This window comes from Tannerella sp. (assembly GCF_030528505.1).
Lineage (GTDB): Bacteria > Bacteroidota > Bacteroidia > Bacteroidales > Tannerellaceae > Tannerella.
Genome location: NZ_JAUMYS010000029.1, coordinates 11,682 through 37,783 on the forward strand (window position 1 = coordinate 11,682; position 26,102 = coordinate 37,783).

24 protein-coding genes are annotated in these 26,102 nt (G+C 47.0%); 13 read left to right on the forward strand and 11 right to left on the reverse strand.

Going from position 1 to position 26,102, the window contains the following annotated elements; genetic code table 11:
* Positions 1-10: 10 nt before the first annotated feature.
* From Q4A89_RS06170 to tgt, 3 genes are all read right to left on the reverse strand, one after another.
* Positions 11-1,771: a glycosyltransferase family 39 protein gene (locus tag Q4A89_RS06170; protein ID WP_303184361.1), complete on the reverse strand. Its 1,761-nt coding sequence runs from the start codon at positions 1,769-1,771 to the stop codon at positions 11-13.
* Between the two features lie 80 nt (positions 1,772-1,851).
* The gene (locus Q4A89_RS06175) at positions 1,852-2,952 is read right to left on the reverse strand and encodes an LptF/LptG family permease (protein ID WP_303184362.1); all 1,101 of its coding nucleotides are present in this window, start codon (positions 2,950-2,952) and stop codon (positions 1,852-1,854) included.
* A gap of 1 nt (position 2,953) precedes the next feature.
* A complete protein-coding gene (gene tgt / locus Q4A89_RS06180) occupies positions 2,954-4,084 on the reverse strand; it encodes a tRNA guanosine(34) transglycosylase Tgt (RefSeq protein ID WP_303184363.1) in 1,131 nt (376 codons plus the stop codon).
* A gap of 225 nt (positions 4,085-4,309) precedes the next feature.
* On the opposite strand from tgt, the gene Q4A89_RS06185 reads away from it, so the two are divergent.
* The 13 genes from Q4A89_RS06185 to Q4A89_RS06245 all read left to right on the forward strand — a co-directional run bounded on the left by Q4A89_RS06185 (position 4,310) and on the right by Q4A89_RS06245 (position 19,177).
* Positions 4,310-5,149 (forward strand): class I SAM-dependent methyltransferase, encoded by an 840-nt coding sequence (locus Q4A89_RS06185; RefSeq protein WP_303184364.1) that lies wholly within the window; start codon positions 4,310-4,312, stop codon positions 5,147-5,149.
* A gap of 212 nt (positions 5,150-5,361) precedes the next feature.
* On the forward strand, positions 5,362-7,479 hold the full coding sequence (locus Q4A89_RS06190) for a glycoside hydrolase family 97 protein (RefSeq protein ID WP_303184385.1): 2,118 nt from the start codon (positions 5,362-5,364) through the stop codon (positions 7,477-7,479).
* 19 nt (positions 7,480-7,498) lie between these two features.
* On the forward strand, positions 7,499-10,543 hold the full coding sequence (locus Q4A89_RS06195; protein ID WP_303184365.1) for a TonB-dependent receptor: 3,045 nt from the start codon (positions 7,499-7,501) through the stop codon (positions 10,541-10,543).
* A 24-nt stretch (positions 10,544-10,567) separates the two neighbouring features.
* Positions 10,568-12,145, forward strand: coding sequence for a RagB/SusD family nutrient uptake outer membrane protein (locus Q4A89_RS06200; RefSeq protein ID WP_303184366.1), 1,578 nt, complete (start codon positions 10,568-10,570; stop codon positions 12,143-12,145).
* Between the two features lie 48 nt (positions 12,146-12,193).
* A complete protein-coding gene (locus Q4A89_RS06205; protein WP_303184367.1) occupies positions 12,194-13,333 on the forward strand; it encodes a SusF/SusE family outer membrane protein in 1,140 nt (379 codons plus the stop codon).
* Positions 13,334-13,363: 30 nt separating this feature from the next.
* Positions 13,364-14,740: a SusF/SusE family outer membrane protein gene (locus Q4A89_RS06210; RefSeq protein WP_303184368.1), complete on the forward strand. Its 1,377-nt coding sequence runs from the start codon at positions 13,364-13,366 to the stop codon at positions 14,738-14,740.
* 352 nt (positions 14,741-15,092) lie between these two features.
* Entirely contained in the window at positions 15,093-16,013 is a 921-nt protein-coding gene (tssD, locus tag Q4A89_RS06215; RefSeq protein ID WP_303184369.1) for a type VI secretion system tube protein TssD, read from the forward strand.
* Between the two features lie 13 nt (positions 16,014-16,026).
* Positions 16,027-16,782, forward strand: a complete 756-nt coding sequence (locus Q4A89_RS06220; protein ID WP_303184370.1) for a hypothetical protein — start codon at positions 16,027-16,029, stop codon at positions 16,780-16,782.
* Entirely contained in the window at positions 16,757-17,212 is a 456-nt protein-coding gene (locus tag Q4A89_RS06225) for a hypothetical protein (protein ID WP_303184371.1), read from the forward strand. Before Q4A89_RS06220 ends, Q4A89_RS06225 begins: the two co-directional genes overlap by 26 nt.
* A gap of 37 nt (positions 17,213-17,249) precedes the next feature.
* Positions 17,250-17,693 carry a hypothetical protein gene (locus Q4A89_RS06230; protein WP_303184372.1) on the forward strand — a complete coding sequence of 148 codons (444 nt, stop codon included), beginning with the start codon at positions 17,250-17,252 and terminating at the stop codon, positions 17,691-17,693.
* A gap of 46 nt (positions 17,694-17,739) precedes the next feature.
* Positions 17,740-18,195, forward strand: a complete 456-nt coding sequence (locus tag Q4A89_RS06235; RefSeq protein ID WP_303184371.1) for a hypothetical protein — start codon at positions 17,740-17,742, stop codon at positions 18,193-18,195.
* A 37-nt stretch (positions 18,196-18,232) separates the two neighbouring features.
* A complete protein-coding gene (locus tag Q4A89_RS06240) occupies positions 18,233-18,676 on the forward strand; it encodes a hypothetical protein (protein WP_303184373.1) in 444 nt (147 codons plus the stop codon).
* 27 nt (positions 18,677-18,703) lie between these two features.
* Complete coding sequence (locus Q4A89_RS06245) at positions 18,704-19,177, forward strand: hypothetical protein (RefSeq protein ID WP_303184374.1); 474 nt, start codon at positions 18,704-18,706, stop codon at positions 19,175-19,177.
* A 67-nt stretch (positions 19,178-19,244) separates the two neighbouring features.
* On the opposite strand, the gene Q4A89_RS06250 is transcribed toward Q4A89_RS06245, so the two are convergent.
* The 8 genes from Q4A89_RS06250 to tssD (Q4A89_RS06285) form a co-directional block, all read right to left on the reverse strand.
* On the reverse strand, positions 19,245-19,835 hold the full coding sequence (locus Q4A89_RS06250) for a hypothetical protein (RefSeq protein ID WP_303184375.1): 591 nt from the start codon (positions 19,833-19,835) through the stop codon (positions 19,245-19,247).
* Positions 19,836-20,179: 344 nt separating this feature from the next.
* On the reverse strand, positions 20,180-20,989 hold the full coding sequence (locus tag Q4A89_RS06255) for a hypothetical protein (RefSeq protein ID WP_303184376.1): 810 nt from the start codon (positions 20,987-20,989) through the stop codon (positions 20,180-20,182).
* A gap of 134 nt (positions 20,990-21,123) precedes the next feature.
* A complete protein-coding gene (locus Q4A89_RS06260) occupies positions 21,124-21,708 on the reverse strand; it encodes a hypothetical protein (RefSeq protein ID WP_303184377.1) in 585 nt (194 codons plus the stop codon).
* A gap of 344 nt (positions 21,709-22,052) precedes the next feature.
* A complete protein-coding gene (locus Q4A89_RS06265) occupies positions 22,053-22,643 on the reverse strand; it encodes a hypothetical protein (RefSeq protein ID WP_303184378.1) in 591 nt (196 codons plus the stop codon).
* A gap of 374 nt (positions 22,644-23,017) precedes the next feature.
* Positions 23,018-23,992 (reverse strand): hypothetical protein, encoded by a 975-nt coding sequence (locus tag Q4A89_RS06270; RefSeq protein ID WP_303184379.1) that lies wholly within the window; start codon positions 23,990-23,992, stop codon positions 23,018-23,020.
* Positions 23,937-25,049: a hypothetical protein gene (locus Q4A89_RS06275; RefSeq protein WP_303184380.1), complete on the reverse strand. Its 1,113-nt coding sequence runs from the start codon at positions 25,047-25,049 to the stop codon at positions 23,937-23,939. The genes Q4A89_RS06270 and Q4A89_RS06275 overlap by 56 nt, the downstream gene beginning before the upstream one ends.
* 21 nt (positions 25,050-25,070) lie before the next feature.
* Entirely contained in the window at positions 25,071-25,469 is a 399-nt protein-coding gene (gene tssD / locus Q4A89_RS06280; protein ID WP_303184381.1) for a type VI secretion system tube protein TssD, read from the reverse strand.
* A gap of 14 nt (positions 25,470-25,483) precedes the next feature.
* Positions 25,484-25,915, reverse strand: a complete 432-nt coding sequence (gene tssD / locus Q4A89_RS06285; protein ID WP_303184382.1) for a type VI secretion system tube protein TssD — start codon at positions 25,913-25,915, stop codon at positions 25,484-25,486.
* Positions 25,916-26,102 lie beyond the last annotated feature (187 nt).

Here is a 26,102-nt window from a genome sequence, read left to right on the forward strand (position 1 = left end):
CATCACCCCCTCATTTTCTGGCAAATCGCGACAATACAACCCGGCCTTTAACATCGGCCAGAATTCGGTCTGAAGTGCGTAGTTCTTCAAACGTATATGCTCCCGCATATCGTTCGAGGATTTTCGGATAATCCCTCTCATCGGCTAAGAAATAGCCTGTCTGCGGTTGCTCGGTCTCGAAATTATGGAAGCAGTTGCCAAGATAAAAGTTCAGACCGTACAAGTTCGTATATTCGCGCAAATTGTTCATCACAAAAAGGTTATTCCTGTTCAAGGGATATTCCTCGCGAATCTGCCGGGCAAAGGCACGTGACGATGTTTCGTTACGGATGCCCCTCATCACGATGCCGTCGATAAAAAGATGAACGCAGAACACCAAAAAGATGGAAGCATACAACATTTTGATGTTGATTTTTTTGAACAGTTGGTAATAACTTGTCACTAATGCGATCAGCAGCAACACTAGGACAATGACGGTCGAAGCCGAAGGGCGAAAAGCATGGCTAATCGCTTCAACGTTCTGCAAGGCAGAAGCCTTCGTCGTATAGTTGCCCGCCAGCGCCACAATATCTACCATCCCCGTCATGCTGAGTAGCGCCGTAATGAAAGCAACGGAGGCCACGCCAGTCAACACACCGGCGAAGACACGCGTCAGCTTCGAACGATGCTCCGTCAGATAAAGAATGCCCTGCGACATAAACAGCGCAATAAACGGATACGCCGGCATCAGGTAAACACTCCGTTTACTGCTTGGCAACATGTAAAAGAAAACGATGCAGACAGCCGCGACAAGACTGAACAGACGTACTTTATCGAGCGACAAGATACGGTTCCACACGTTTCTCAGCCATGTTCCGACACGTCCCTGCAACTTGCGCCGACGCATTCCGAACAGAGAGAAAAAGAGCAATAGCGTCCACGGCATAAATCCCGCCGCAAGGGTGATGAAGTTGTACCAAAATCCTTCCTTATGTCCCAGATCATACGATATATTGGCTTCGCTCAAATGAAAAAAGCGCCCAAAGTTTTCGGCCAATACCACATTCAGGAACTCATCACCTCCTTGCTTCCACGCTTCAATATACCAAAGCATCGGAATAAACAGCGACGAGACAAAGGGATAAAACAGCGCCTTAAAAATCCGAAGGAGGCTGTACTTTCGCAGCATCAACAGATAGACGCCAAAGACAAACAGAGGAAGAATGATTCCGACCGGCCCTTTGGTGAGTACGGCACCACTGAGCAGCAGCGGTATCCCGAGAGGCAGTCCTTTCAGCGACAGTTTTTCTTCCCATCGGTACATTTGTATCAATCCGGCCACCATAAAGGTAGTCAGCACCATATCGACACGCGCCGTCATCCCCGCACGATGAATCTCGACACAAGTAAACAGCAGGCAAACGGCAATAAATGCTTCTTGAAAACGCACACGCCGACCGAAGAAAATCAGCACAATGGCCATCAGCGCCGTATAAGCTATCGCCGAAGGCAATCGCGCCGTCAGCTCACTCACATAGCCTTGCGGCAGCGAGCAGGCAGCCATCAGCCAATGCACCATCGGCGGTTTGTAGGCAAATTCGTCGGCATAAACCGTCGGCAGTGTCCAGTTACCCGTTTCGAGCATCGAGACCGCTACGGCCGCTTCGCGCGGTTCACCTTTCGTCGAAAAATCGCCCGTCGCAATCCACGGGAGGATCGAGAGCAGACAGACGAAGATCACCGTGCTTACCGGCTTCTGAAGGTACAGATATTGAAGAGCAGATGTGCGCATATATTTTCTTCTTTATTGTTTTCGTATCCGACGAATACGGATACAAAAGAACGATTTTTTTTGCAAACAGCAAAGCACGCTCATCGCGGAGCCTTCCGGTAAAGATAAATCGTAATGAACAGATAGAGGATATTGGGAATCCAAACAGCTACCATAGGACTCACATAGCCGCTGATGGCAAACGTCGACGTGATTTTCGAGAAGAGGATATACGAAAAACTCAGTCCGAACCCGATCCCGATATTCAGCCCCATACCTCCTTTCATTTTACGCGAGGAGAGCGAGGCGCCGATAAGGGTCAGGATAAAAAACGACATAATCGTCGCTATCCGTAGATGATATTCGATTTCAAAGAGCTGAATATTCGCGAGGCGCCGTTCTTTCTGTCGCCGGATATGTCGTGACAGTTGCGGCATGGTCATCGTCTCGCAGTCGCTTTCGGAAATCAGAAAATCGGAAGGCACAAACGTCAAAGTCGTATCTTTCCGTGTGCCGGTCGAAATTTTTTCGCGCATCCCATCGAAATCCCGGATCACGTAATCGATAATCGTCCACGTGTAGAGCGAATCGTATTTGATCGATTGGGCGGTCAGGCGTGAAACTAATTCATTGTCTTTGAATTTATCTATAGAAAAGCGATATCCCATGGAAGAAGAAGCATCGTACCGGTCGAAGTAAGCAAAAACATTCGGTTCGATTTCGAGCTGGATATTCCGCGCCGACGAGACTTTTTTATCCCGGATATGTGTATTCTGAAACTCGATTCGGACCATGTTGGCCGGAGGAATGATATAGGCGTTCAGCACATAATTGGCCGACGCTATAATCGTAGCTGAAATCAGGTAAGGACGCATCAGTCTGCGGAAACTGATCCCGCTGGCGAGCATGGCGATGATTTCGGACCTGTCGGCCAGTTGAGACGTAAAGAAAATCACGGTGATAAACGTGAACAGCGGACTGAAAATACTGATAAAATAAGGAATAAAGTTCAGGTAATAATCGAAAATGATTCCGTGCATCGTAGCCGTAGCTTTAGGTCCGATGAAATAGTCGATCTTTTCGTTGAAGTCAAAGACAACGGTGATCGCGATCACCAACAGAATGGTGAAAATATAGGTACCCAGAAATTTCCGGATGATATATCGGTCGATTCTCGTTAGCCTGAAACGGTCTTTTTGCATCTCAGATTCGTTGCGATAAGGGTCCGATCATGCTGTTCTTCCATGTCGTGAAATCGCCCGCGATAATATGGCGGCGTGCCTCCCTGACCAACCATAGGTAAAACGCGAGGTTGTGGACGGAAGCGATCTGGAGCGCCAGCAACTCGTCGGCTTTGAACAGATGATGCAGATAAGCGCGGCTGTAAAGCGTGTCGACGTACGAATGAGCATCCGAGTCGATGGGTGAAAAATCGTCAGCCCATTTGCGGTTACGCATGTTCATCGTACCGAAACGGGTGAAGAGTTGTCCGTTGCGACCATTTCGTGTGGGCATGATACAGTCGAACATATCCACGCCGCGTTCGATGGCTTCGAGCAAGTTCACCGGCGTACCGACTCCCATCAGGTAACGCGGCTTGTCTTTCGGCAGGATGGCGTTGACCAGCTCGATCATTTCGTACATTTTTTCTGTCGGTTCACCTACCGCCAATCCCCCGATCGCGTTCCCATCGGCTCCGATCGCGGCTACGTTTTCAGCTGCCCGTATGCGTAAATCGGGATAGACACAGCCCTGCACAATGGGAAAAAGGCATTGGCTATATCCGTATTTCGGTTCCGTCTCGTTAAACCGTTTCACACAGCGTTTCAGCCACTGTTCGGTCAACTCGAGCGATTTTTTAGCATATGCGTAGTCGGCATCCCCCGGACAACATTCATCGAACGCCATTATGATATCCGCTCCAATGGTACGTTCGATATCCATCACTCTTTCGGGCGAAAAGAAATGCTTGCTGCCGTCGATATGAGAACGAAACTCTGCCCCCTCGGAAGTGAGTTTCCGGTTTTCGGCCAGCGAAAACACCTGAAAACCGCCACTATCCGTAAGAATAGGACGGTTCCAACTGTTAAACTTATGCAATCCTCCGGCTTTCTCGAGAATATCAAGTCCCGGACGAAGGTAGAGATGATACGTATTACCCAGAATAATCTGCGCGCGAATGTCTTGCTCCAGTTCGGGGATATGGACAGCCTTGACTGTGCCTTGCGTCCCGACGGGCATAAATATGGGCGTTTCGATAATCCCATGATCGGTCGTCATTACTCCGGCACGCGCCTGCGACTGCGAGTCTGTTTGTACGAGCTCGAATTTCATGCGGCAAAGTTACATGATTATATTTAATCGAGCAAAACAGCAACCGGACGCGACACCAAAGACATACCAAGAAGTTCAATACCCTACTCTCCGACTTGGTTTTATCCGAAAGTTATGCCAGCAAATATCATGAAATTGGCGCTCTTCCCTACCCTACCTGTTTGCGGGATTTATCTGTAATGATTAGCTTTGCTGCCACATATCCAATATATAACAGTTAAAAATATGAGTACACATGCTATTCTTCGATGGATTTATTATCGGATACCGCCGCACGGACGACTGGTTTTAAGACGATTGTATTATCTTCCGGGCGACTTGTTCGCCAAACGAGACGCCATGATACCCCCCAAAGGTATGATTTTTATCGGCAGCGGCGACTTTATCGAACAGGGAAAACTCCAACGGGAAACCATTCTTCGACACACCGGCATGCAACCTGATGCGGCCGTGCTCGATGTCGGCAGCGGTATCGGTCGGTTAGCTGTTGCCATGACAGACTATCTGAATGCCGATGGCCGATTCGAAGGGTTTGATCTTGTAAAAAAAGGGGTGAACTGGTGTCAGAAACATATTACCCCGAAGTATCCGAATTTTATCTTCAAGCATGTCGATTTAAAGAACGACTTATACAACCTGAGTACAGAGACAAGCGCCAAAGATTTCATTTTTCCGTACGAAGATAATCGGTTCGATGTCGTGACACTCTTCTCTGTTTTCTCTCACATGATTCCGGAAGACATTAACAACTATTTATCGGAGATTTATCGTGTCCTCAAGAAAGGAGGCTACTGTGTCGCAACTTTTTTCATCTTGGACGAAGAAGCCAAACAGAATATAGAAGCCGGACGTACCGGCGAATTTTCTTTTAAATACCGACATGACGGATATGCGTTCCTCGACGAAAAAGTTAAAGAGGCTAACGTAGCTTATGATCCGGAATGTTTATCGTCGATGATTACCAACAGTAAATTGCAGACGGTTTATATGGAACCCGGTCGATGGAGTGATCCGCACCGTAAGACCGACCAGTTTCAGGACTTGATTATTTTACAAAAAATGTAAAAATACTTCCTTCAAGGCAAGTATTCCCTCTCTTTTCATCATCATTCCATTTATATTTTTGCACTCTACAAAAACACACAAGCAACAAGAAAACAATATTTTACGAATCACATAAGACTTATTTTATTTATATTCGGCTTCATTCAAGAATATAACCGCTTTTAGGAGTATACCTTTGTTCCGATTATTAATTTTTTATTGACATGAGGAGCATAAATCTACGAAAAAAGCTATTTTTTCTATTCTCTTTTCTTGTATCCGTACCCTTTGTGACGCGTGCGGAAGAGTTAAAATCGCCGGACGGAAACTTGCTGATGCGTTTCGAGGTGAACGGCGAAGGTACCCCTGTTTATGAATTGATGTATAAACAGAAGCCGGTGATCAAACCGAGCAAACTCGGTCTTGAAATCGAAGGATTCTCGTTGCGTAAAGGATTTACGCTGAAAGGTGTCGAAACCGCAACGTTCGACGAGACATGGACGCCTGTCTGGGGCGAAGTAAAAGTGATACGCAATCATTATAACGAGCTGACGGCGACGCTTCATCAGGCCGAAGGCGACCGTACCATGGTCGTACGCTTCCGCCTCTATGACGACGGACTGGGCTTTCGATACGAATTTCCACAACAGAAAAACCTGAACTACTTTATCATTCAGGAAGAATATTCGGAATTCGCGATGGCCGGCGATCATACAGCCTTCTGGATTCCGGGCGATTACGACACGCAGGAATACGACTACACGGAATCGCGCCTGACGGAGATACGCGGACTGATGCAAACGGCCGTCACGCCGAACACCTCCCAGACGCCCTTCTCCCCTACCGGCGTACAAACAGCCTTGATGATGAAATCGCAGGATGGGCTTTACATCAACTTACACGAGGCGGCGCTTGTCGATTACCCGTGTATGTCGCTCAATCTCGACGATCAAACGCTGACGTTCCAGTCGTGGTTAACCCCCGACGCACAAGGAAAAAAAGGATATATGCAAACGCCGTGTCACACGCCGTGGCGTACGGTCATCGTCAGCGACGACGCACGTCGTATCCTCGCCTCTCATCTGACTCTCAACCTGAACGAACCGTGCAAACTCGATGATGTGTCGTGGATTCGTCCGGTGAAATACATCGGGGTATGGTGGGAAATGATTTCGGGACGTTCATCGTGGGCGTATACGAACGACCTGCCTTCGGTGCGTTTGGGTGTCACGGACTATACGAAAACGAAACCGAACGGTACGCATGCAGCGAATAACGAAAAAGTGCGCCGGTATATCGATTTTGCCGCACAGCACGGGTTCGACCAGGTGCTTGTGGAAGGATGGAACGAAGGCTGGGAAGATTGGTTCGCCATGTCGAAAGACTACGTGTTCGATTTTGTGACGCCTTATCCGGACTTCGACCTGAAAGGGCTGAACGAATATGCGGCTTCAAAAGGCGTGAAGTTAATGATGCACCATGAGACATCGGCTTCGGTACGGAACTACGAACGTCACATGGACAAGGCCTATCAGTTAATGAAAGATTACGGGTACAATGCTGTTAAGAGCGGTTATGTAGGGAATATCATTCCGCGCGGCGAGTATCACTACGGCCAGTGGATGATCAACCATTACCTCTATGCGGTACAGAAAGCGGCCGAATATCAAGTGATGGTCAATGCACACGAAGCAGTACGTCCCACAGGGCTCTGCCGTACGTATCCGAACCTGATCGGCAACGAGTCCGCACGCGGTACGGAATACGAGTCGTTCGGCGGGAACAAGGTCTTCCACACGACGGTGTTACCGTTTACACGCCAGATCGGAGGACCGATGGATTACACGCCCGGTATCTTCGAAACACGGCTCGAAAAAGTGAACCCGGGCAACAACTCTTACGTACGCTCGACGCTCGCACGCCAATTGGCACTGTATGTGACGATGTACAGTCCGCTTCAAATGGCGGCCGACCTGCCCGAAAACTACGAACGTTTTATGGACGCTTTCCAATTTATAAAGGACGTAGCCATCGATTGGGACGACTCGAAATACCTCGAAGCCGAGCCGGGCGATTACATCACCGTGGCACGTAAAGCGAAAGGAACGAACAACTGGTTCGTCGGATGCACGACGGACGAGAACGGCCATACCTCGCGCCTTGCGCTCGACTTTCTGGATGCCGGAAAGAAATACACGGCCACGATTTATGCCGACGCTGCGGATGCCCATTACGAAAAAAATCCTCAGGCTTACACGATCAAACGGATGAACGTGACGAACAAAACGAAGCTGACCCTCAAAGCCGCACCCGGCGGAGGCTATGCCATCAGTATCATGGAACAGAAATAAAACCTAAAACAACAAGGATATGAATAAAAACAAGCTATTCTCTCGAAAGAGAAGCATCTGCCTACTGCTTGTCGCGCTGCTTGTCGCGGCCGGCGGCTATGCGCAGAAGATAACGGTCAAAGGTACCGTTGTCGATGAGATGAACGAACCCGTCATCGGGGCGAATGTAGTGGAGAAAGGTACGATTAACGGAATCATCACCGATCTGGACGGTAATTTTACGCTGTCGGTCGATGAAAAGGCCGTGATCGTTGTTTCTTACATCGGTTACAAGCCGCAGGAGGTCAACGCCACAAAAGACCCCATGCGGATTATTTTACGGGAAGATTCGGAGATGCTCGAAGAAGTCGTCGTAATCGGATACGGTTCGGTGAAAAAAGACGATGCGACAGGCTCCGTGACAGCCATCAAGCCGGACAAAATGAACCGCGGACTGACGACGAACGCACAAGATTTGATGGCCGGAAAGATTGCCGGCGTGAATGTCGTATCGAGCGGCGGTACGCCGGGCGGCGGCGCCACGATCCGTATTCGTGGCGGGTCATCGTTGAACGCCAACAACGACCCGTTGATCGTTATCGACGGACTGGCCATGGATAACGACGGGGTCAAAGGGCTTTCGAACCCGCTCTCGATGGTTAACCCGAACGACATCGAAACTTTCACGGTGCTGAAAGATGCTTCGGCCACAGCCATCTACGGATCGCGTGCATCGAACGGTGTGATCATCATCACGACGAAGAAAGGCTCGCTCGAAGGCGGTAAATCGAAAGTACGCATCACGTACGACGGAAACATCTCGATGAGTAACGCAAGAGACAAAATCGAAGTGATGAACGGCGACGAATACCGCGCGCGCATCAAGCAGCAATACGGCGAAAGCAGCGACGCATACAAGGCGCTGGGCAACGCGGACACTGACTGGCAGAAAGAAATCTATCGGACAGCCCTCTCGACCGACCATAACATCAGTCTGTACGGTGGTTTGGGTACGATGCCTTTCCGCGTATCGGTCGGTTATACGAACCAGAACGGTATCCTCAAGACCTCGAACTTCGAGCGGTACACCGCATCGCTCAACCTCTCTCCCTCGTTCTTCGACGGGATGTTGAAGCTGAACGGAAACCTGAAAGGGATGTACGCACAGTCCCGCTTTGCCGATGCCGGCGCGGTAGGTACGGCCACCCGAATGGATCCGACTCATCCGGTGATGGGCGAAGGCGAAGTTTACTCGAAATATTTCGGCGGTTACTTCCAATGGACGAATGACGGAAAAGCACTCAACGATCCGACATGGACGCTGACAAGCAACTCGCTGGCTCCGGGTAACCCCGTCTCGCTGCTGGAGCTCAAGAACGACCGTTCAAAATCGAAATCGCTCGTGGGCAATCTCGAGGTCGATTACAAGTTCCACTTTCTGCCCGACCTGCGCATCCACGCCAACGGAGGGATGGACCTCTCGACCGGAAAGCAGACGACGGACGTAAGTCCCTATTCGTTCACAAACAATTACTACGGCAGCTACGGCTTCGAGGAAATCGACAAGTATAATCTGTCGTTCAATACGTATTTGCAATATGTGAAATCGGAAGGCATTCACAACCTCGACGCTATGGTGGGGTACGAATGGCAACATTTTCATCGCGAGGGCAACAACCGCTATACGGGATATTATCCGAAAACGAACACGATCAACCCCGGCAAAGAATATTCTCCGTCTCAAAAGGAATGGGCTTCGGAGAACTTCCTCGTTTCGTTCTTCGGACGTCTGAATTACACGCTGGCAGACAAGTATCTGTTTACGGCTACGGTTCGCCGCGACGGCTCTTCGCGTTTCCATAAAGATCATCGCTGGGGCACCTTTCCCTCGTTCGCTTTCGGTTGGAAGATGAAAGAGGAAGGATTCCTGAAAGATATCGACGTACTCTCCGACCTGAAACTCCGTCTGGGCTACGGGGTAACCGGACAGCAGAACATCGGTTCGGATTATTCGTATTTCGCTTCTTACACGGCCAACAAAGGTTTTGCCTACTATCCGATCGGCTACGGCCAGGGCGAGTCGTATCGTCCCGACGCGTATAACAAAGATTTGAAATGGGAAAAGACGACGACGTACAACGCCGGACTCGACTTCGGCTTTATGAACGGCCGTATCTCGGGGGCTGTCGATTATTACTATCGCAAGACGGACGACCTGATTAACTATGTCTATGTATCGGCCGGAACGAACTTCAAGAATCAGGTGAACGCGAATATCGGATCGCTTGAGAACCGCGGAGTCGAATTTTCGATCCATGGTAAGCCCGTCGTGCAGAAAGATTTCACGTGGGACATCGGATTTAACGTGACGTATAACAAAAACAAAATCACGAAGCTCACGAGTGGCGACGGCGACGGTTACTATGTTTCCACCGGAGGTGTTTCGTACGGTACCGGAAATAAGGTACAGGCTCATGCCGTCGGTCATCCGGCATACGCGTTTTACGTATATCAGCAGGTGTATGATGACAAGGGTAAGCCGATCGAAAACCTGTTTGTAGACCGTAACGGCGACGGTATCATCAACGAGAGCGACAAGTATTTCTACAAAAAACCGACGGCCGACGTGCTGATGGGACTTTCGTCGAAGATGCTTTACAAAGCATGGGACTTCAGCTTTACGCTCCGCACGAGCCTGAATAACTACGTCTATAACGATGTAGAGTCGAGCAGCAGTAATTTGAGTCAGTTGTATGCCCCGTCAGGGTTCCTGATCAACCGTCCGACGATGGTACTCGAAAACAACTGGCAGGGCGAAGGCAACTTCTACATGTCCGACTATTTCGTGCAAAACGCGTCGTTCCTCAAGTGCGATAACATCACGCTCGGTTACTCGTTCAACCTGAAAGGGTTGGGATCCGGACGTATTTTCGCCGCCGTGCAGAACGTCTTTACGATTACCGGCTATAAAGGACTCGATCCGGAACTGATTACCGGTTCAGGCGTCGGCCTGAACTACGGCATTGACCGTGACCTCTATCCCCGTCCCCTTACCTCGTTGATGGGAGTAACATTGAATTTTTAATCACCGAATAAAGTGCAAATCATTATGAAACGAAATACGATAAAATCATGGATTATTACGGCCGCATTGTCTTTTTCGATGTCGGGAATGGTATCGTGCGTAGGGGATCTGGATGTGACGCCGATCGATCCGAGCGTCACGATGGAATTTGACCAGAACAAAGTCTTTACGAAGATTTATGCGACGATGGGGTTGACCGGTATCGAAGGACCTGCCGGATCGGGCGATATCGATGGACTTGACGAAGGAACGTCCGACTTCTTCCGACTGATCTGGAATATGAACGAACTTTCGACCGACGAAGCGCATTGCTGCTGGGGCGACGGCGGAATACCCGAGCTCAACTACAACGCGTGGGGCGCGTCGCACGAGTATGTGACGGGACTTTATTACCGTCTGTATTTCAACGTGACATTATGTAACTTCTTCCTCGAGCAAACGGAAGGGAAAAATGACGGCGAAAGCATGGCACAGCGCGCCGAAGCGCGTTTTATGCGTGCTCTGAACTACTACTATCTGATCGATATGTTCGGAAAAGTACCGTTCGTAACGAAGGTATCGACCGCGAACCCGTCGCAGGCAGAGCGTGCCGAACTCTTCAAATTCGTCGAAAAAGAGCTGCTCGAAGCATCCGAAGCGATGAAAGACCCGCGAACGAATGCCTACGGCCGCGCCGATAAAGCGGCGGCGTGGCTCCTGCTGGCGCGTCTTTACCTGAACGCCGAGGTATACACCGGCACGGCGCAATGGGCCAAGGCGGCCGAATACGCACAGAAAGTGATGAGCACGTCGTACAGCCTGTCTCCGGTGTATAAACACCTGTTTATGGCTGATAACAACGGCAGCTCGACGAATAAGGCGAATACGGAGATTATCCTGCCGATTTTGCAGGATGGCGCCACGACACGTAACTTCGGTGGCTCCCTCTTCCTGATCGCCTCGACGCATAAAACGAAAGACATGCCGGCTTACGGAACGACCGAAGGATGGGCCGGAAACCGCTGCCGTCCGCAACTGGTAAAGAAGTTCTTCCCGACGAGCGACGCCCCGAATGCCGAGACGGATCAGATCATCAAGGCGGCGAAAGACGACCGCGCGCTGTTCTTCGGCAAAGACCGCACCTTATCGGTCGACGACGCGTCGAAGTTCGAAAGCGGCTTCTCCTTCGTCAAATTCTCGAACCTGCGTGCCGACGGCGCTTCGACCAGCGACTCGAAACATACCGATATGGATGTGCCGCTGATGCGTCTGGCCGAAGCCTACCTGACGTTTGCCGAAGCGACGGTACGACAGAACGGAGGCGCTACGGCCGCGGCCACCGATGCGATCAACACCCTCCGCAAACGTGCCAACGCCAAAACGGAAACATCGTACACCCTCGACCATATTTTGGACGAATGGTCGCGCGAGTTCGCCTTCGAAGGACGGCGACGCTCCGACCTGATCCGTTTCGGCAAGTTCGGAGGCAATACGAACTATGTATGGCAATGGAAAGGCGGCGTGAAAGACGGTACGAGCTTCGGCAAGCACCTTAACCTCTACCCGATTCCGGAGAACGACCTGAACGTGAATAACAATCTGGTACAACATCCGGGCTATTAATCTTCCGGCAACGGAATGTGAACATGTCAAAACAAACAGATAAAGATCATGATGATGAAACATAGAAATAAGATAGCAGTCATGCTGCTGGCCGGGTTATCGCTCGTTTTTGCTTCGTGCGAGGACGACCGCAACTCCAATCCGACATTGCAGAACCCGACGAAATTCGTCCTGAACACACCGGCCTATGCCGAAGGCGCCGTGTACGATCTGGAAAACTCGTCGTCCGTAGAGCTTACCTGCTCGCAACCCGACTACGGCTTTACGGCCGCTACGGTCTATTCCGTACAGGTATCGCTCGATAACGACTTTACGACCGAAGGGAAGTTTGCCACGCTGGCTACGACATACACAACGGCCAAGATGGCCATCGATGCGGCCGAAATCGCCGTGGCACAAACTACGCTGGCACTGGAGAAGGGAATCACGGAAGACCGCTTCCCGCTCACCTCGAAACTGTACGTCCGGCTCAAGGCGGCGTTAACGAACGGCAAAGGCGAAATCTTCTCCAATGTGGCTACGCTCCGTACGCGAACGAAGTTTGCACTCAGCCCCATTGTCCTGCCCAAGACGATGAACATCGTCGGCAGTACGATCGGCAATTGGAAATGGGAAGATTGCATGGAGATGGTACCTACTTGGGCCAAGAACGGAACGTTCTGGCGTATCCTCTACTTCGAAAAGGACGCCGAGATGAAATTCAACATCGAGAAAGGCTGGGACGGTCAGGAATTCGGCGGTTCGGCCACACTCGAAGACCATGCCAATGCAGGCCTTTCCAACGCGGGAGGTAACCTCAAGGTAGCGCAGGCCGGATGGTACCTTGTCGTCGTCAAAACGGCCGTCGAAGGACGTAACCTGAAATATACCGTCGCGTTCGAGAAACCGAAGGTGTATCTGATCGGCGGGGTGGCTCACGAAGGCAAGTGGGAAATCCTCGACGAGAACCTGTTCACCGTGCCGGCCGACGCCAAAGGCGACTTCGTGTCTCCTCCGTTCAGCCAAACGGCCGAAGTACGCATGTGTGTGAAGATTGCCGATGAAGACTGGTGGCACTCCGAATTTATCGTCTTTGCCGACGGAAAAATCGCTTACCGCGGCTCGGGCGACGATCAGGAACGTTACGCGCAGCCGGCAGGCAAACGCGCTTACCTGAACTTTATGACCGGTAAAGGACGTTATGAATAAATGTAAAGTGAAATGATAAACTATACGGATATGAAAAAGTGGTCAATTTATATGATGCTGTGCTCGGTTTTTATCCTCACGGCATGCACGGAAGATTTTAACCGTGACGTAGCTGCTCCTCAACAATGGGAGCAGGAACAGGCAAAGACGATCGGCTTCAAGGCCGAGAAAGTCGAAGCCATCGACCTGAATGCCGTGACATCGGAAAAAGTGAAGGTCTGCTCGATTACGAAACCGACACTTACCGAAGGACGAGTGAAAGGATACGCTTTGTATCTGAACGAAAAAGTCATGCTCGAGGTCGACAGTCTGGGACAAGTGAAGACAAGCGCATTGCAAGATTCGATCGTTTCGATTTACGGCAAGCGTCCGGAACTGCGTACCCTCAACGGACGGTTGTATGCCCTCATCGCTTTGGGCGGACAGACCCTCCGTTCGGACAGCGTCTCGCTGACACTGGCCGTCAAGCCGAAAGCGCCATTTATCGATAAGGCCTATTACCTGATCGGGAATATGAACGACTGGAAGGCCGACGATGTGTCGAAGCTTATCAAACTGAATCAAAGCGGCGATGTGTATGAAAATCCCGTCTTCTCGATGATACTCAAAGTGCCGGAAAACTGCTACTGGAAAATCATCCCGCAAACACGCGTCGATGCCTTTACAAAAGGCGAGGCGGAAAACGTATGGGGCGAGGGCGTACTGGGTTGTGCCGTCGACGGCGACGAATCGACCTCCGGCAAACTCGTGGTTAACGGCAACGCGATGAAGATCAAAGACGGCGGATGGGTGAAAATCGAACTCCATATGCTCGATTACACGTATAAGGTCACGATACTGGGCAACGTCAGTCCGTACCTCTACGTGCCGGGCAATCATCAGGGATGGTCGCCGGCAACGGCTCCTTTCGTGCATTCGACCGATTTCATGAACTACAGCGGCTTCGTATCGCTCGACGGCGAGTTTAAGTTTACGTCCGAAAAAAGCTGGGACGGCACCAACTACGGCGCCGGAACGAAAGACGGCACCCTCTCGACCGACGGCGGGGCCGGCAACCTGAAAGCCGAGAAAGGCTTCTATCTGCTGAGGGCGAACATCTCGTCGCTCACGTGGTCGGCCGTGCTCATCCAAACCTTCGGACTGATCGGCAGCGCAACGGACGGCGGTTGGAACACATCTACGCCGATGACGTTCGATGCCGCCAAAAGCGAATATTCCATCACCGCGACCCTGAAAGACGGGGAGCTGAAGTTCCGCGCTAACGATACGTGGGACATCAACCTCGGCGGCGATCCGGAAAATCTGACCTTCGGCGGCGCCAACATCGCCGTCAAGGCCGGCACGTATAAGATCACCTTGTCGCTCTCCAACGCACAGAAATATACCTGCACGATGGTGAAACCATAAGGACGACGATACATACGCGCCCATAGAAAGAGAGGGTATGTCTCAAAACGTCATGTTTGGGCATACCCTCTTTCGGTGTGTAAGAATGGGTGAAATTGCAAGACATTAAGAATGAGAGCAAGGGAGACATGAACGGATGTGACCGAGCTTGCATTCCGCAGGAAACGAAGCAGTTCGCCCGTTATGACACACCGCCACCATCCTCACGGAAACTTAATCATGATACAAACAGCATACGACAGTTTAGGAGAGGAGCATTAATAATAATAGAAAATTTTATTCCATCAGATTAAACATTTCGTTACTTTTGTTGTTGTAAACATAGTACTAAATTCATTAAAACAATATCATTATGGCTGAATACGGACATAGAGCATTTTTAGAAATCGGAGGCGTTGATAAGAAGGGAAAATACACGGCTTACACTCCGAATTTGTTGGAACTGGATTCATGGAACTACACGTTGTTGAGAGGGCTGGATGATCGGGGAAAGATTCAGACCCATCTGAAAGGCGGAAACATCATGTTTTACATCTCGGGAATTCCCCGCACTTTGTTTTGGGAATGGGCGATCGATACGAGTAAATATCTTTCGGGTAAGATTTACATTCGCGATACGGAATATAATACCATGCATACGATACGTTTTCAGGATGCCGCCTTGATATCGTTGAAGATGAAGTATATCAACGAAGGAAAAGCTTACATGTCGATCGAAGGTATTTTACAAGCCGAGCAGCTGATTCTTGAAGGCGCCTCGAAATCGATCGATAATCGTTGGGCGAAGGACTTGTACAAAAGTACTTCACTCGGTGCTACCTCGATGAAAGAATTGGAGGAACTGGCGCAACTGTTTCTGAAAAAAAACATCACGAGCGGTCATGTTGTCCCGCTGGAAGCGACCATGGAACTCGGATCCGAGACCTACGAGATGAAAAGTTTCGAGATTGCATTTATACAGGAAGTCTGCCATAACGGGCAACCCGATACGGAAATACGTGGCGGTATCGCTACCGTAGGTCTTTACCGGATGCCGGACGCATACCTCAACAACTGGATACGCGGGGTGGAAGAGAAAAGCGGTTTTTTCCGCTTTGGCAGCGAACTGATGAATTTCCCACTGAAGATCGAATTCGAAGAATCCCTGTGCATAGGATGTCATGTGGGAACGAACAATTTCTCGGACGAAGGATGCGTATGCCGCCTGAATATCCTGCCGCAACGACTCACCTTTAACTCGGATATCCGGTTTAACGTCCCTTACAGTATTTAAAATTGAGAAAGATATGGCAAAGAAAGACGGAGATATAGCGTTCGAAGTCCTGCTACCCGAAGTTGAAGTGACGGCCTCGATGAAGCCGTATATAGAGAAGATGCGTCGTTTCTACTATTCGATTCCGGGCGATGTATATAACCACAACGATGTCCTGTTCAGGCAGGCTATCCGTTTTATGCAGAAATACCGTGATACGAAAGGCGAAGCGCATGTGTTTAATAAATGTGTCAACAGCGCGAAGGGAGAGACGTTTCGCGAGTTTGTGCTGCCGGTGCTGCTCGGAACCGCCGCACTGCCGTTGGCTATTGAAGCAGCGCCGCTATTAATGATCTATACCAAGCCTACGCTATGGATAAGGATGGGGGTAAACTGGTCCGTACAGTCTTTATGCTATGGAGTAGACCGGGTGGATTACGTTTCTGTGGCAGCCGAAGGGTTCTCTCCCGGAGGAAGCGCACTCTCTGCGTTGATAGAAGTTAGACCGTTTGCTGCGAAAAAAGAACAAGTTAAAATTGGATTTATCCATAAGAGTCCTGAAGATACCGCTGTCGATATGGTTATACAGCTTACCGGTGCTCATTTTTATAGAGGTGTTTACGGTATAGTCATGGAAAGTTTTGAAAACGATATTTTGGCTAAAAGGTTAATGACCGGAGCCGGCACAGTATTCTATACTGCTTATCAAATCATAACAAGATCCATCTCCGAAGAAGCCAAAGGCAAAATGGAAGAATATAAATATGACAAATTGGGACGAAAAGAGTGACGTACAAAAGGCAGTAGGGTTTCTTGCTATCTGTGTAATCGTTTTGTTTTTTGTGTTATCTTGTCTATATCATAAAACGAGAATTGATTATATTCGTGAACATGGGGTTTGGACAATATTAACCGTTACAAATAAAAAAGTATCTTGGCGTGGATATAAGGTTTATTATTATTTCGAGTATAATGGTAATATACAAAGAAATATGGAGATTATGACAGATTTAGAAGCAAAGTCCGGTAACCGTTTTTTTATGATGATTGTTCCCGGGGAAGAATCAAAATATTTTATTTCTGATGCCGTTCCCGATTGGTTTACCTTGTCACCTCCTCAAGAAGGATGGAAAACGCGCCCATCCGAAAGAAAGATGCGCCGTATGATGGAGCAAGACAGCATTCGCCGGGGCCTAAAAGAGGAGGTGCAGAGGGAGTGAATGAAAAAAGAGCACCAAATACCGGACAACAAAACAGATGGAGAAAAAAGCGAAGAAGAATATAATCGGTAATATCGGTTGCTTGGCGATAATCATCTATATGTCGGTAATCACATGGCGTGGTTGTCAGGAGACAGATTATGTTAAGAAGCATGGGGTATGGACTATCTTAACGATTACGAAAACTCGTGGAGCACCAAAGGGATACAATGTTGAATATACCTTTCAGTATAATCACCGTATGTATGAAAATGGTACCAATATGGCACTCAAAGAATTTATCAATGTAAACCGTTTTTTTATGATGGTTGTTCCGAACGAGGAGTCAAGGATACGCATTTTCGACGCTGTCCCTAATTGGTTTACGTTAGAGGCTCCTCCGGAAGGGTGGAAAACGTGCCCTACCGAAAAGGAGATGCGCCGTATGATGGAACAAGACAGCATCCGCCGGGGGCTAAAAGAGGAGGTGCAGAGGGAATGAGTGAGTGTTTCTGAAACGTCCAAAGGCAAAATGGAAGAATATAAATATGACAAATTGGGACGAAAAGAGTGACGTACAAAAGGCAGTAGGGTTTCTTGCTATCTGTGTAATCGTTTTGTTTTTTGTGTTATCTTGTCTATATCATAAAACGAGAATTGATTATATTCGTGAACATGGGGTTTGGACAATATTAACCGTTACAAATAAAAAAGTATCTTGGCGTGGATATAAGGTTTATTATTATTTCGAGTATAATGGTAATATACAAAGAAATATGGAGATTATGACAGATTTAGAAGCAAAGTCCGGTAACCGTTTTTTTATGATGATTGTTCCCGGGGAAGAATCAAAATATTTTATTTCTGATGCCGTTCCCGATTGGTTTACCTTGTCACCTCCTCAAGAAGGATGGAAAACGCGCCCATCCGAAAGAAAGATGCGCCGTATGATGGAGCAAGACAGCATTCGCCGGGGCCTAAAAGAGGAGGTGCAGAGGGAGTGAATGAAAAAAGAGCACCAAATACCGGACAACAAAACAGATGGAGAAAAAAGCGAAGAAGAATATAATCGGTAATATCGGCTGTATAACGATCTTTGCCACCATTACGATTATTATGTGGAATAGTTATAGGGAAGCGAATTATGTTGAGAAAAACGGTGTATGGACCATCTTAACGGTTACAAAAACTCGTGGAGCACCAAAGGGATACAATGTTGAATATACCTTTCAGTATAACCACCGTATGTATGAAGATGGGACCAATATGCCACTCAAAAAATTTATCAATGTAAACCGCTTTTTTATGATGGTTGTTCCTAACGAGGAGTCACGACATCTTATCTTCGACGCTGTCCCTAATTGGTTTACGTTAGAGGCTCCTCCGGAAGGGTGGAAAACGTGCCCTACCGAAAAGGAGATGCGCCGTATGATGGAACAAGACAGCATCCGCCGGGGGCTAAAAGAGGAGGTGCAGAGGGAGTGAGTGTATCCAAAGTATCTAAAGATAAAATTGAAGAATATAAAGACAGATTGGGACGAAAAAAGTGACGCACAAAAGGCAGTAGGATTTCTTTCTTTTTGTGCAATCATTTTGTTTTTTGTGTTATCTTGTCTATATCATAAAACGAGAATTAACGATATCCGTGAGCATGGGGTTTGGACAATATTAACCGTTACAAATAAAAAAGTATCCTGGCGTGGATATGAGGTTTGTTATTATTATCAGTATAATAATAAGATATATAAAAAAATGACGATTGTAGGAAGTTTAGATGCAAAATATGGAAGTCGTTTTTTTGTAAAGATTGCACTAAATCCAGATGAAAAACCAATTCATCTTATTTCTGATGCCGTTCCCGATTGGTTTACCTTGTCACCTCCTCCGGAAGGGTGGAAAACACGCCCTACCGAAAAGGAGATGCGCCGTATGATGGAACAAGACAGCATCCGCCGGGGGCTAAAAGAGGAGGTGCAGAGGGAGTGAGTGAGTGTTTCTGAAACGTCCAAAGGAAGACAGCTATCAAGTTGCAAATACACAACAAATTGCGCATCTACGGAATTACCGTTTCCGGAGGGGCATGGGGTTGTTTTTGGGGCAGGGGAAATGTTTTTCCGTCCAGACAATCCAACTGCTCCGTTCGCAGAAACTCACGCATAAAATGCTTCGTAGGCAAAGCCAACAAAGCCGTATCGACTTCCTGAAAGTATTCGGGTTTTAAGAGCCAATCAAAGGTACAAAACCCGAGAAAACGTTTCACCAGCCTCCCATGCTGATAATAATTTAATTTTAATCTCTCCATAGGAAAATAGCACATACCCAAATCCGAGGTCGGAGCCAATAACTCATCCTCGTCGCAATACGGATCATTGCCGGAATGCTCTATCGAATCCTGCTTGTCATAATAATGGTATACAGATTCATATTCAGCGTACCAAATATATTTATAAAAACGCTCATAGTCCGGTATAAGGAAGTAATCGTGGGAGACCCTGTATAAATGGCTCACTTCTTCTTCCTGACGTTCATTATGGGTCATATACCGGTACCGGATAACCGTATCAATCTGAAACCTGTACAAAGGAAGCACATCACTGTAACGCAGTTTGACACCTTCCGGAAGATGCTCATCCGCAATATTCATCCCGAATACTCCCGAACGAGAAGAAGGTTCATAATATGTATACAATTCTCCTCGCCAAGGATCTCCGCTTATTTTGATTAAAGGCCTGTATTCGGGTCTTGAAAAAGTACATCTGTAATCATATAACAGCGTATCATCATGTTGATAACGATAGATCCGCTGCTCAATATTATTACCAAAGTATCTTAACGAATCAGGTAAGATTAGCACCTCAGAGATAATTTCTTCAATATACTGAGGCTTCGGCCGAAACAAACCGCACGAAGCAATAAAAAGCAACGCCCCGGCGCATAAAAGAATTTTACGATCAAACATTTTCATTTTACGATCTATATAATAGGTATCTACGGAATTACCGTTGCTGGAGGGGCATGGGGTTGTTTTTGGGGCAGGGGAAATGTTTTTCCGTCCAGACAATCCAACTGCTCCGTTCGCAGAAACTCACGTATAAAATGCTTCGTAGGCAAAGCCAACAAGGCCGTATCCATTTCCTGAAGGTATTGGGCTTTTATCGTATCATTAAAAATACAAAACCCGAGAAAACGTTTCATCAGTCTTTTTCCCACATAATAATCGATTTTCACTTTCTCTACCGGAAAATAACACATACCTAAATTCTCGGTTGGCGGTAATATATTATCCTCGTTTCTACATCGACCGTATCGGGTATATAATATCGAATCACGCTTGTCATAATAATGGTATGCAGCATCATAGTAAGCACTCCAAATAAGGTTATAAAAACGAAAGAACTCGGATTCAAGATTATAGTATTCACGGGATGCCCTGTATAAATTGTTTTTCAGATCTTCCTTCCGTTCATTAGAGGCCATATACCGGTAGCGGATAACCGTATCGATCTGAAACCTGTATAAAGGTAATTCGCTGCCGCCCGGCAGTTCGATACCCTCCGGATGACCCTCCCTAACAGTCATCCCCAATATGCCCGAACGAGAAAAAGGAGCATAATGCGTATAGAGTCTTCCCCCTAAGAAAAAATCAGGGTCTTTACTTATTTTGATGAACGGAAAATATTCAGGTCTTTCAAAAACACATCTGTACTCGTATAACAGCGTATCATTTCGCTGATAACGATAGATATCCTGCATAATCCTGTCATATCCGTATTTTGTCGTATCACATGGTGCTATCATTGGGTTTTTATCAAATTCATACAAATGTATCTTCGGCCGGAACAAACCGCACGAAGCAATGAAAAGCAACGCCCCGGCGCATAAAAGAATTTTACGATCAAACATTTTCATTTTACGATCTATATAATAGGTATCTACGGAATTACCGTTTCCGGAGGGGCATGGGGGTGTTTTTTGGGCAGGGGAAATGTTTTTCCGTCCAGACAATCCAACCGCTCCGTGCGCAGAAACTCACGTATAAAATGCTTCGTAGGCAAAGCCAACAAGGTCGTATCGACTTCCTGAAAGTATTCGGGTTTTAAGAGCCTGTCAAAGGTACAGAACCCGAGAAAACGTTTCATCAGTCTTTTTCCCACATAATAATCGATTTTTGCCTTCTCTACCGGAAAATAACACATCCCCAAATCATAGGTCGGAGGTAATATATTATCCTCGCTACAATATGGATAATAACGAGCGTATATTGCCGAATCCTGCTTGTCGTAATAATGGTATACTGCACGATAGTATGCATACCAAATATTTTTATAAAAATCCCAAGAATCCGATATACGGTATTCGCGCGAAACCCTGTATAAATCGTTTTTCACCTCTTCCAAACGTTCATTATGGGTCATATACCGATAGCGGATAACCGTATCGATCTGAAACCTGTATAAAGGCAATACACCGCCACCCGGCAGTTCGACACCCTCCGGATGGCGCTTCCCAATATTCATACCGAATACGCCCGAACGAGAAGAAGGAGTATAATATGTATACAATTTTCCCGCATACGAATCCCCGCATATTTTGACTAAAGTGCTGTATTCGGGTCTTTCAAAAACGCATCTGTATTCGTATAACAACGTATCATTTGGCTGATAACGATAGATATCCTGCATAATTCTGTCATCTCCGTATATTGTTCTATCATACGGTGCTATCATCGGACATTTATCGAATTCAAACAAGTGTATCTTGGGCCGGAACAAACCGCACGAAGCAATGAAAAGCAACGCCCCGGCGCATAAAAGAATTTTACGATCAAACATTTTCATTTTACGATCTATATAATAGGTATCTACGGAATTACCGTTTCCGGAGGGGCATGGGGTTGTTTTTGGGGAAGGGGAAATGTTTTTCCGTCCAGACAATCCAACTGCTCCGTTCGCAAGAACTCACGTATAAAATGCTTCGTAGGCAAAGCCAATAAGGCCGTATCGACTTCCTGAAAGTATTCGGGTTTTAAGAGCCTGTCAAAGGTACAAAACCCGAGAAAACGTTTCACCAGCCTCCCATGCTGATAATAATTTAATTTTAATCTCTCCATAGGAAAATAGCACATACCCAAATCCGAGGTCGGAGCCAATAACTCATCCTCGTCGCAATACGGATCATTGCCGGAATGCTCTATCGAATCCTGCTTGTCATAATAATGGTATACAGATTCATATTCAGCGTACCAAATATATTTATAAAAACGCTCATAGTCCGGTATAAGGAAGTAATCGTGGGAGACCCTGTATAAATGGCTCACTTCTTCTTCCTGACGTTCATTATGGGTCATATACCGGTACCGGATAACCGTATCAATCTGAAACCTGTACAAAGGAAGCACATCACTGTAACGCAGTTTGACACCTTCCGGAAGATGCTCATCCGCAATATTCATCCCGAATACTCCCGAACGAGAAGAAGGTTCATAATATGTATACAATTCTCCTCGCCAAGGATCTCCGCTTATTTTGATTAAAGGCCTGTATTCGGGTCTTGAAAAAGTACATCTGTAATCATATAACAGCGTATCATCATGTTGATAACGATAGATCCGCTGTTCAATATCATCACCTAAGTACCATACCGAATCAGGTAAGATTAGCACCTCAGAGATAATTTCTTCAATATATTGAGGCTTAGGCCGGAACAAACTGCACGAAGCAATGGTAAGTAGCACCCCGGCACATAGAAGAATTTTACGATCAAACATTTTCATTTTACGATCTATATAATAGGTATTGGGATGTAGATAAGCAATAAATTGCGTATCTACGGAATTACCGTTTCCGGAGGGGCATGGGGTTGTTTTTCGGGCAGGGGAAACGTTTTTCCGTCCAGACAATCCAACCGCTCCGTTCGCAGAAACTCACGGATAAAATGCTTCGTAGGCAAAGCCAATAAGGCCGTATCGACTTCCTGAAGGTATTGGGGGGCTATCGGTATTCTTTCAATTTTGCAAAATCCCAGAAAACGTTTCATCAACCTCTTTTTTACATAATAATCGATTTTCGCCTTCTCTACGGGGAAATAACACATACCCAAATCTGACGTTAGTGGCAATACCTCGTCCTCGACACAATAACAATATAAAGCATTTATACTTGCATCCCATTTGTCGTAATAATGGTATGCAGCCTCATAATAGATAGTCATAATTTCTGTATAAAAATCACAAATTCTATATGAAACACGACATTCACGGGCTAACCTGTATAGATCATTGTTCACCTCTTCCTTCCGTTCATTGGAGGTCATATACCGGTAGCGGATAACCGTATCGATCTGAAAACTGTATAAAGGCAGTACATCGCCTCCCGGCAGCTCAATATTTTCCGGATGGCGCTCCTCAATATTCATTCCAAATACGCCCGAACGAGAAGAAGGAGCATAATGAGTATAAAGTTTGCCTCCCCAAGAATCCCCGCATATTTTGATTAAAGGTATATATTCACGTCTTTCAAAAGTACATCCATAATCATATAACAGTGTATCATTTTGCTGATAACGATAGATATATTGAAGAATTTCATCATCTCTGTATTTGGTTGTATCCTCTGGCGAAATTCCACAATAAGGAGCGTATAATTCAAACAAATGTATCTTGGGACGAAACAAACTACACGAAGCGACGAGAAACACTGATCCAGCGTATAGAATAATTTTAATATAAGACATTTTTATTTTTTTATTATTTCTTTTTACGATATGTAACACCATTGCAGCGGAAAGAAGTACCATAAGCATTTGCGAATCGTTGCAATTCTTCGCATATTTCTCTCTTCGTTTCCATCGGTGTAAGCGGATCTTTTAGTTTACGTTCGCATTCGGCGATATAATCGGCATTCATAATCCGATAATTAACAGGATATCCCGTTTTGTTGATTGATACGGTTGCCGTATCCCTAATGGCATGTTGTTCGATATCTTTCCTTTCGGGGAGGAATTCGTATACCCTGTTGTCGTATCCCTGTCCGCCGAAAAGTTGCCCGCGGGCAAAAGCCTCCAACTCGTCTTCCTTATCATACATTCCGAAGGTATATCCATTTATTTTTCCCGTATTTTTATCCCTAGATATGCGGGAAGGAGAGCTAAATTTTCCCGTTTCGAACTGATAGGCATGTTTCAGTTCGTGAGCAAACGAAACGATCTTTTTACTTACCAAACGGATCACGAAGACGCCTGTTTTGTCCTCAAATTTTGCTTCTCCGTAATATTTCACATCCGGATTATCGCTTGTAATCGGCCCTGTTTCTACATGATACGTCTGATTAGATGTTGCCAGCACGCCAATCTCGTATTCCACCTGCTCGTATTCCTTGATTTTGTCGGAGAGTTTTTGGATTTGGGCATCGATATCATTGATTTTTTTCAGGTTCACGGGTTTGTTTTTTTCGGCAGCCTTCCGTTTTATTTCTTCTTTATCCTTTATCTTGTCTTTCATCGCCTTTTTCTGCTCATCCTTCCGCTCCTGACATTTTTTGAGCAGCAGACCGGCCATCTCTTTCGCTGTAGGTGTAAAAGCGGGTTGGGCGATCTTCTTCAACGCTTCCATTAAATTTTCGTGTACATAGGCGGGAGCCGAGGAGCTGACGATCGGCGTAATAGTCGGCAGTCGCACGGTATTGAAAAACGTCGTATCGCGAAGGATCGCATACGCTTTTTCGTTGGGATAGCGCGGATGGGAAGACCTGACCTGAACGGTATCGCTCCCGGCTATGCCCAACCCGTCTACATAGTCGCCTTCGCAAGGGCAACCGTTTGTCACTAAATAACAATAATCTTCTTTCGATATAATTCTCATGACACAGTTCTTTACATTTTTTTATTTACTCCAGAAATTGTTGTGTTCTACGCCATTGATAATGACTCTCTCGGGCGAGAGGGTCAAAGTGGTCATCGTTCCCGTCTTCGAGCCGGTCTCTCGGTCTAAGCCGATGCAGTAAGCGTTGAAAAACTCGACCCGCATGGCCGCCTGAGCGATCTCTGTATGGAAGATCACCGTTCCGTTTTTCAACAGCGTCGAATCTTTCGCCCAGGCATGCAGATTTCTATCCACCACCTGCGATAAGCCGATCACCATCCGTCCGCCTCTCTCTTCATGCTGCGGTTGTCCTCGGTGATCGACCCACTGAGCAAACGAGATGTTGAACTTCTCTATTTCATACTTTTTCCCATCGACCATCAGATGAGACACTACATGTGCTAAAGCCAAGGTAAACATACTTCTATCTCCTCTTAATCATAAATCCATTCATTCGTTATTCGGACATCTCCCCCTACGATTAACTCTTCTGCCTGAAGAGCCAGCTTCGTAGACACATACGATTTTCCGGAATGAACATAATCGATTTCAAACTTCGTACATGCCGCGTTTTTGAAAATGATTTTTTCCACCGGAATATTCTCCTCATTCAATACCACAATCACCCCATCGACGTATTTGCGTGATTGCAATCCCCATTCCAACAGTTCGATGGTTGGAAATTGTGACAAGTTCACTTCTATCGCGCTGAAAAAAACTCTTGTCGTAACTTTTCCATTTTGACCGGTTCCCTGTTGAATCGAAAACCTGCAGGTCAAAATATCATATCCGTCCTTCAATAGACGGGACAGGTCGGTCGCAGCGTCCGGCGAACCGAATTTCAAAATACTTCTATGACTATACATACTTGTTATATTATTCTTTACCAACTCCAAACGGATGCCCGATGCCATCCGGAACGCAATACATGGCGTATTCGTTATGGATACGCCACATATCGCGCGTTCGTGATTGATACGCAATAAATTGTGCATCTACAACCATTCGACAGCCTAATACCGGTTCGCCCGGTAGCCTAATACCGATTCGTCC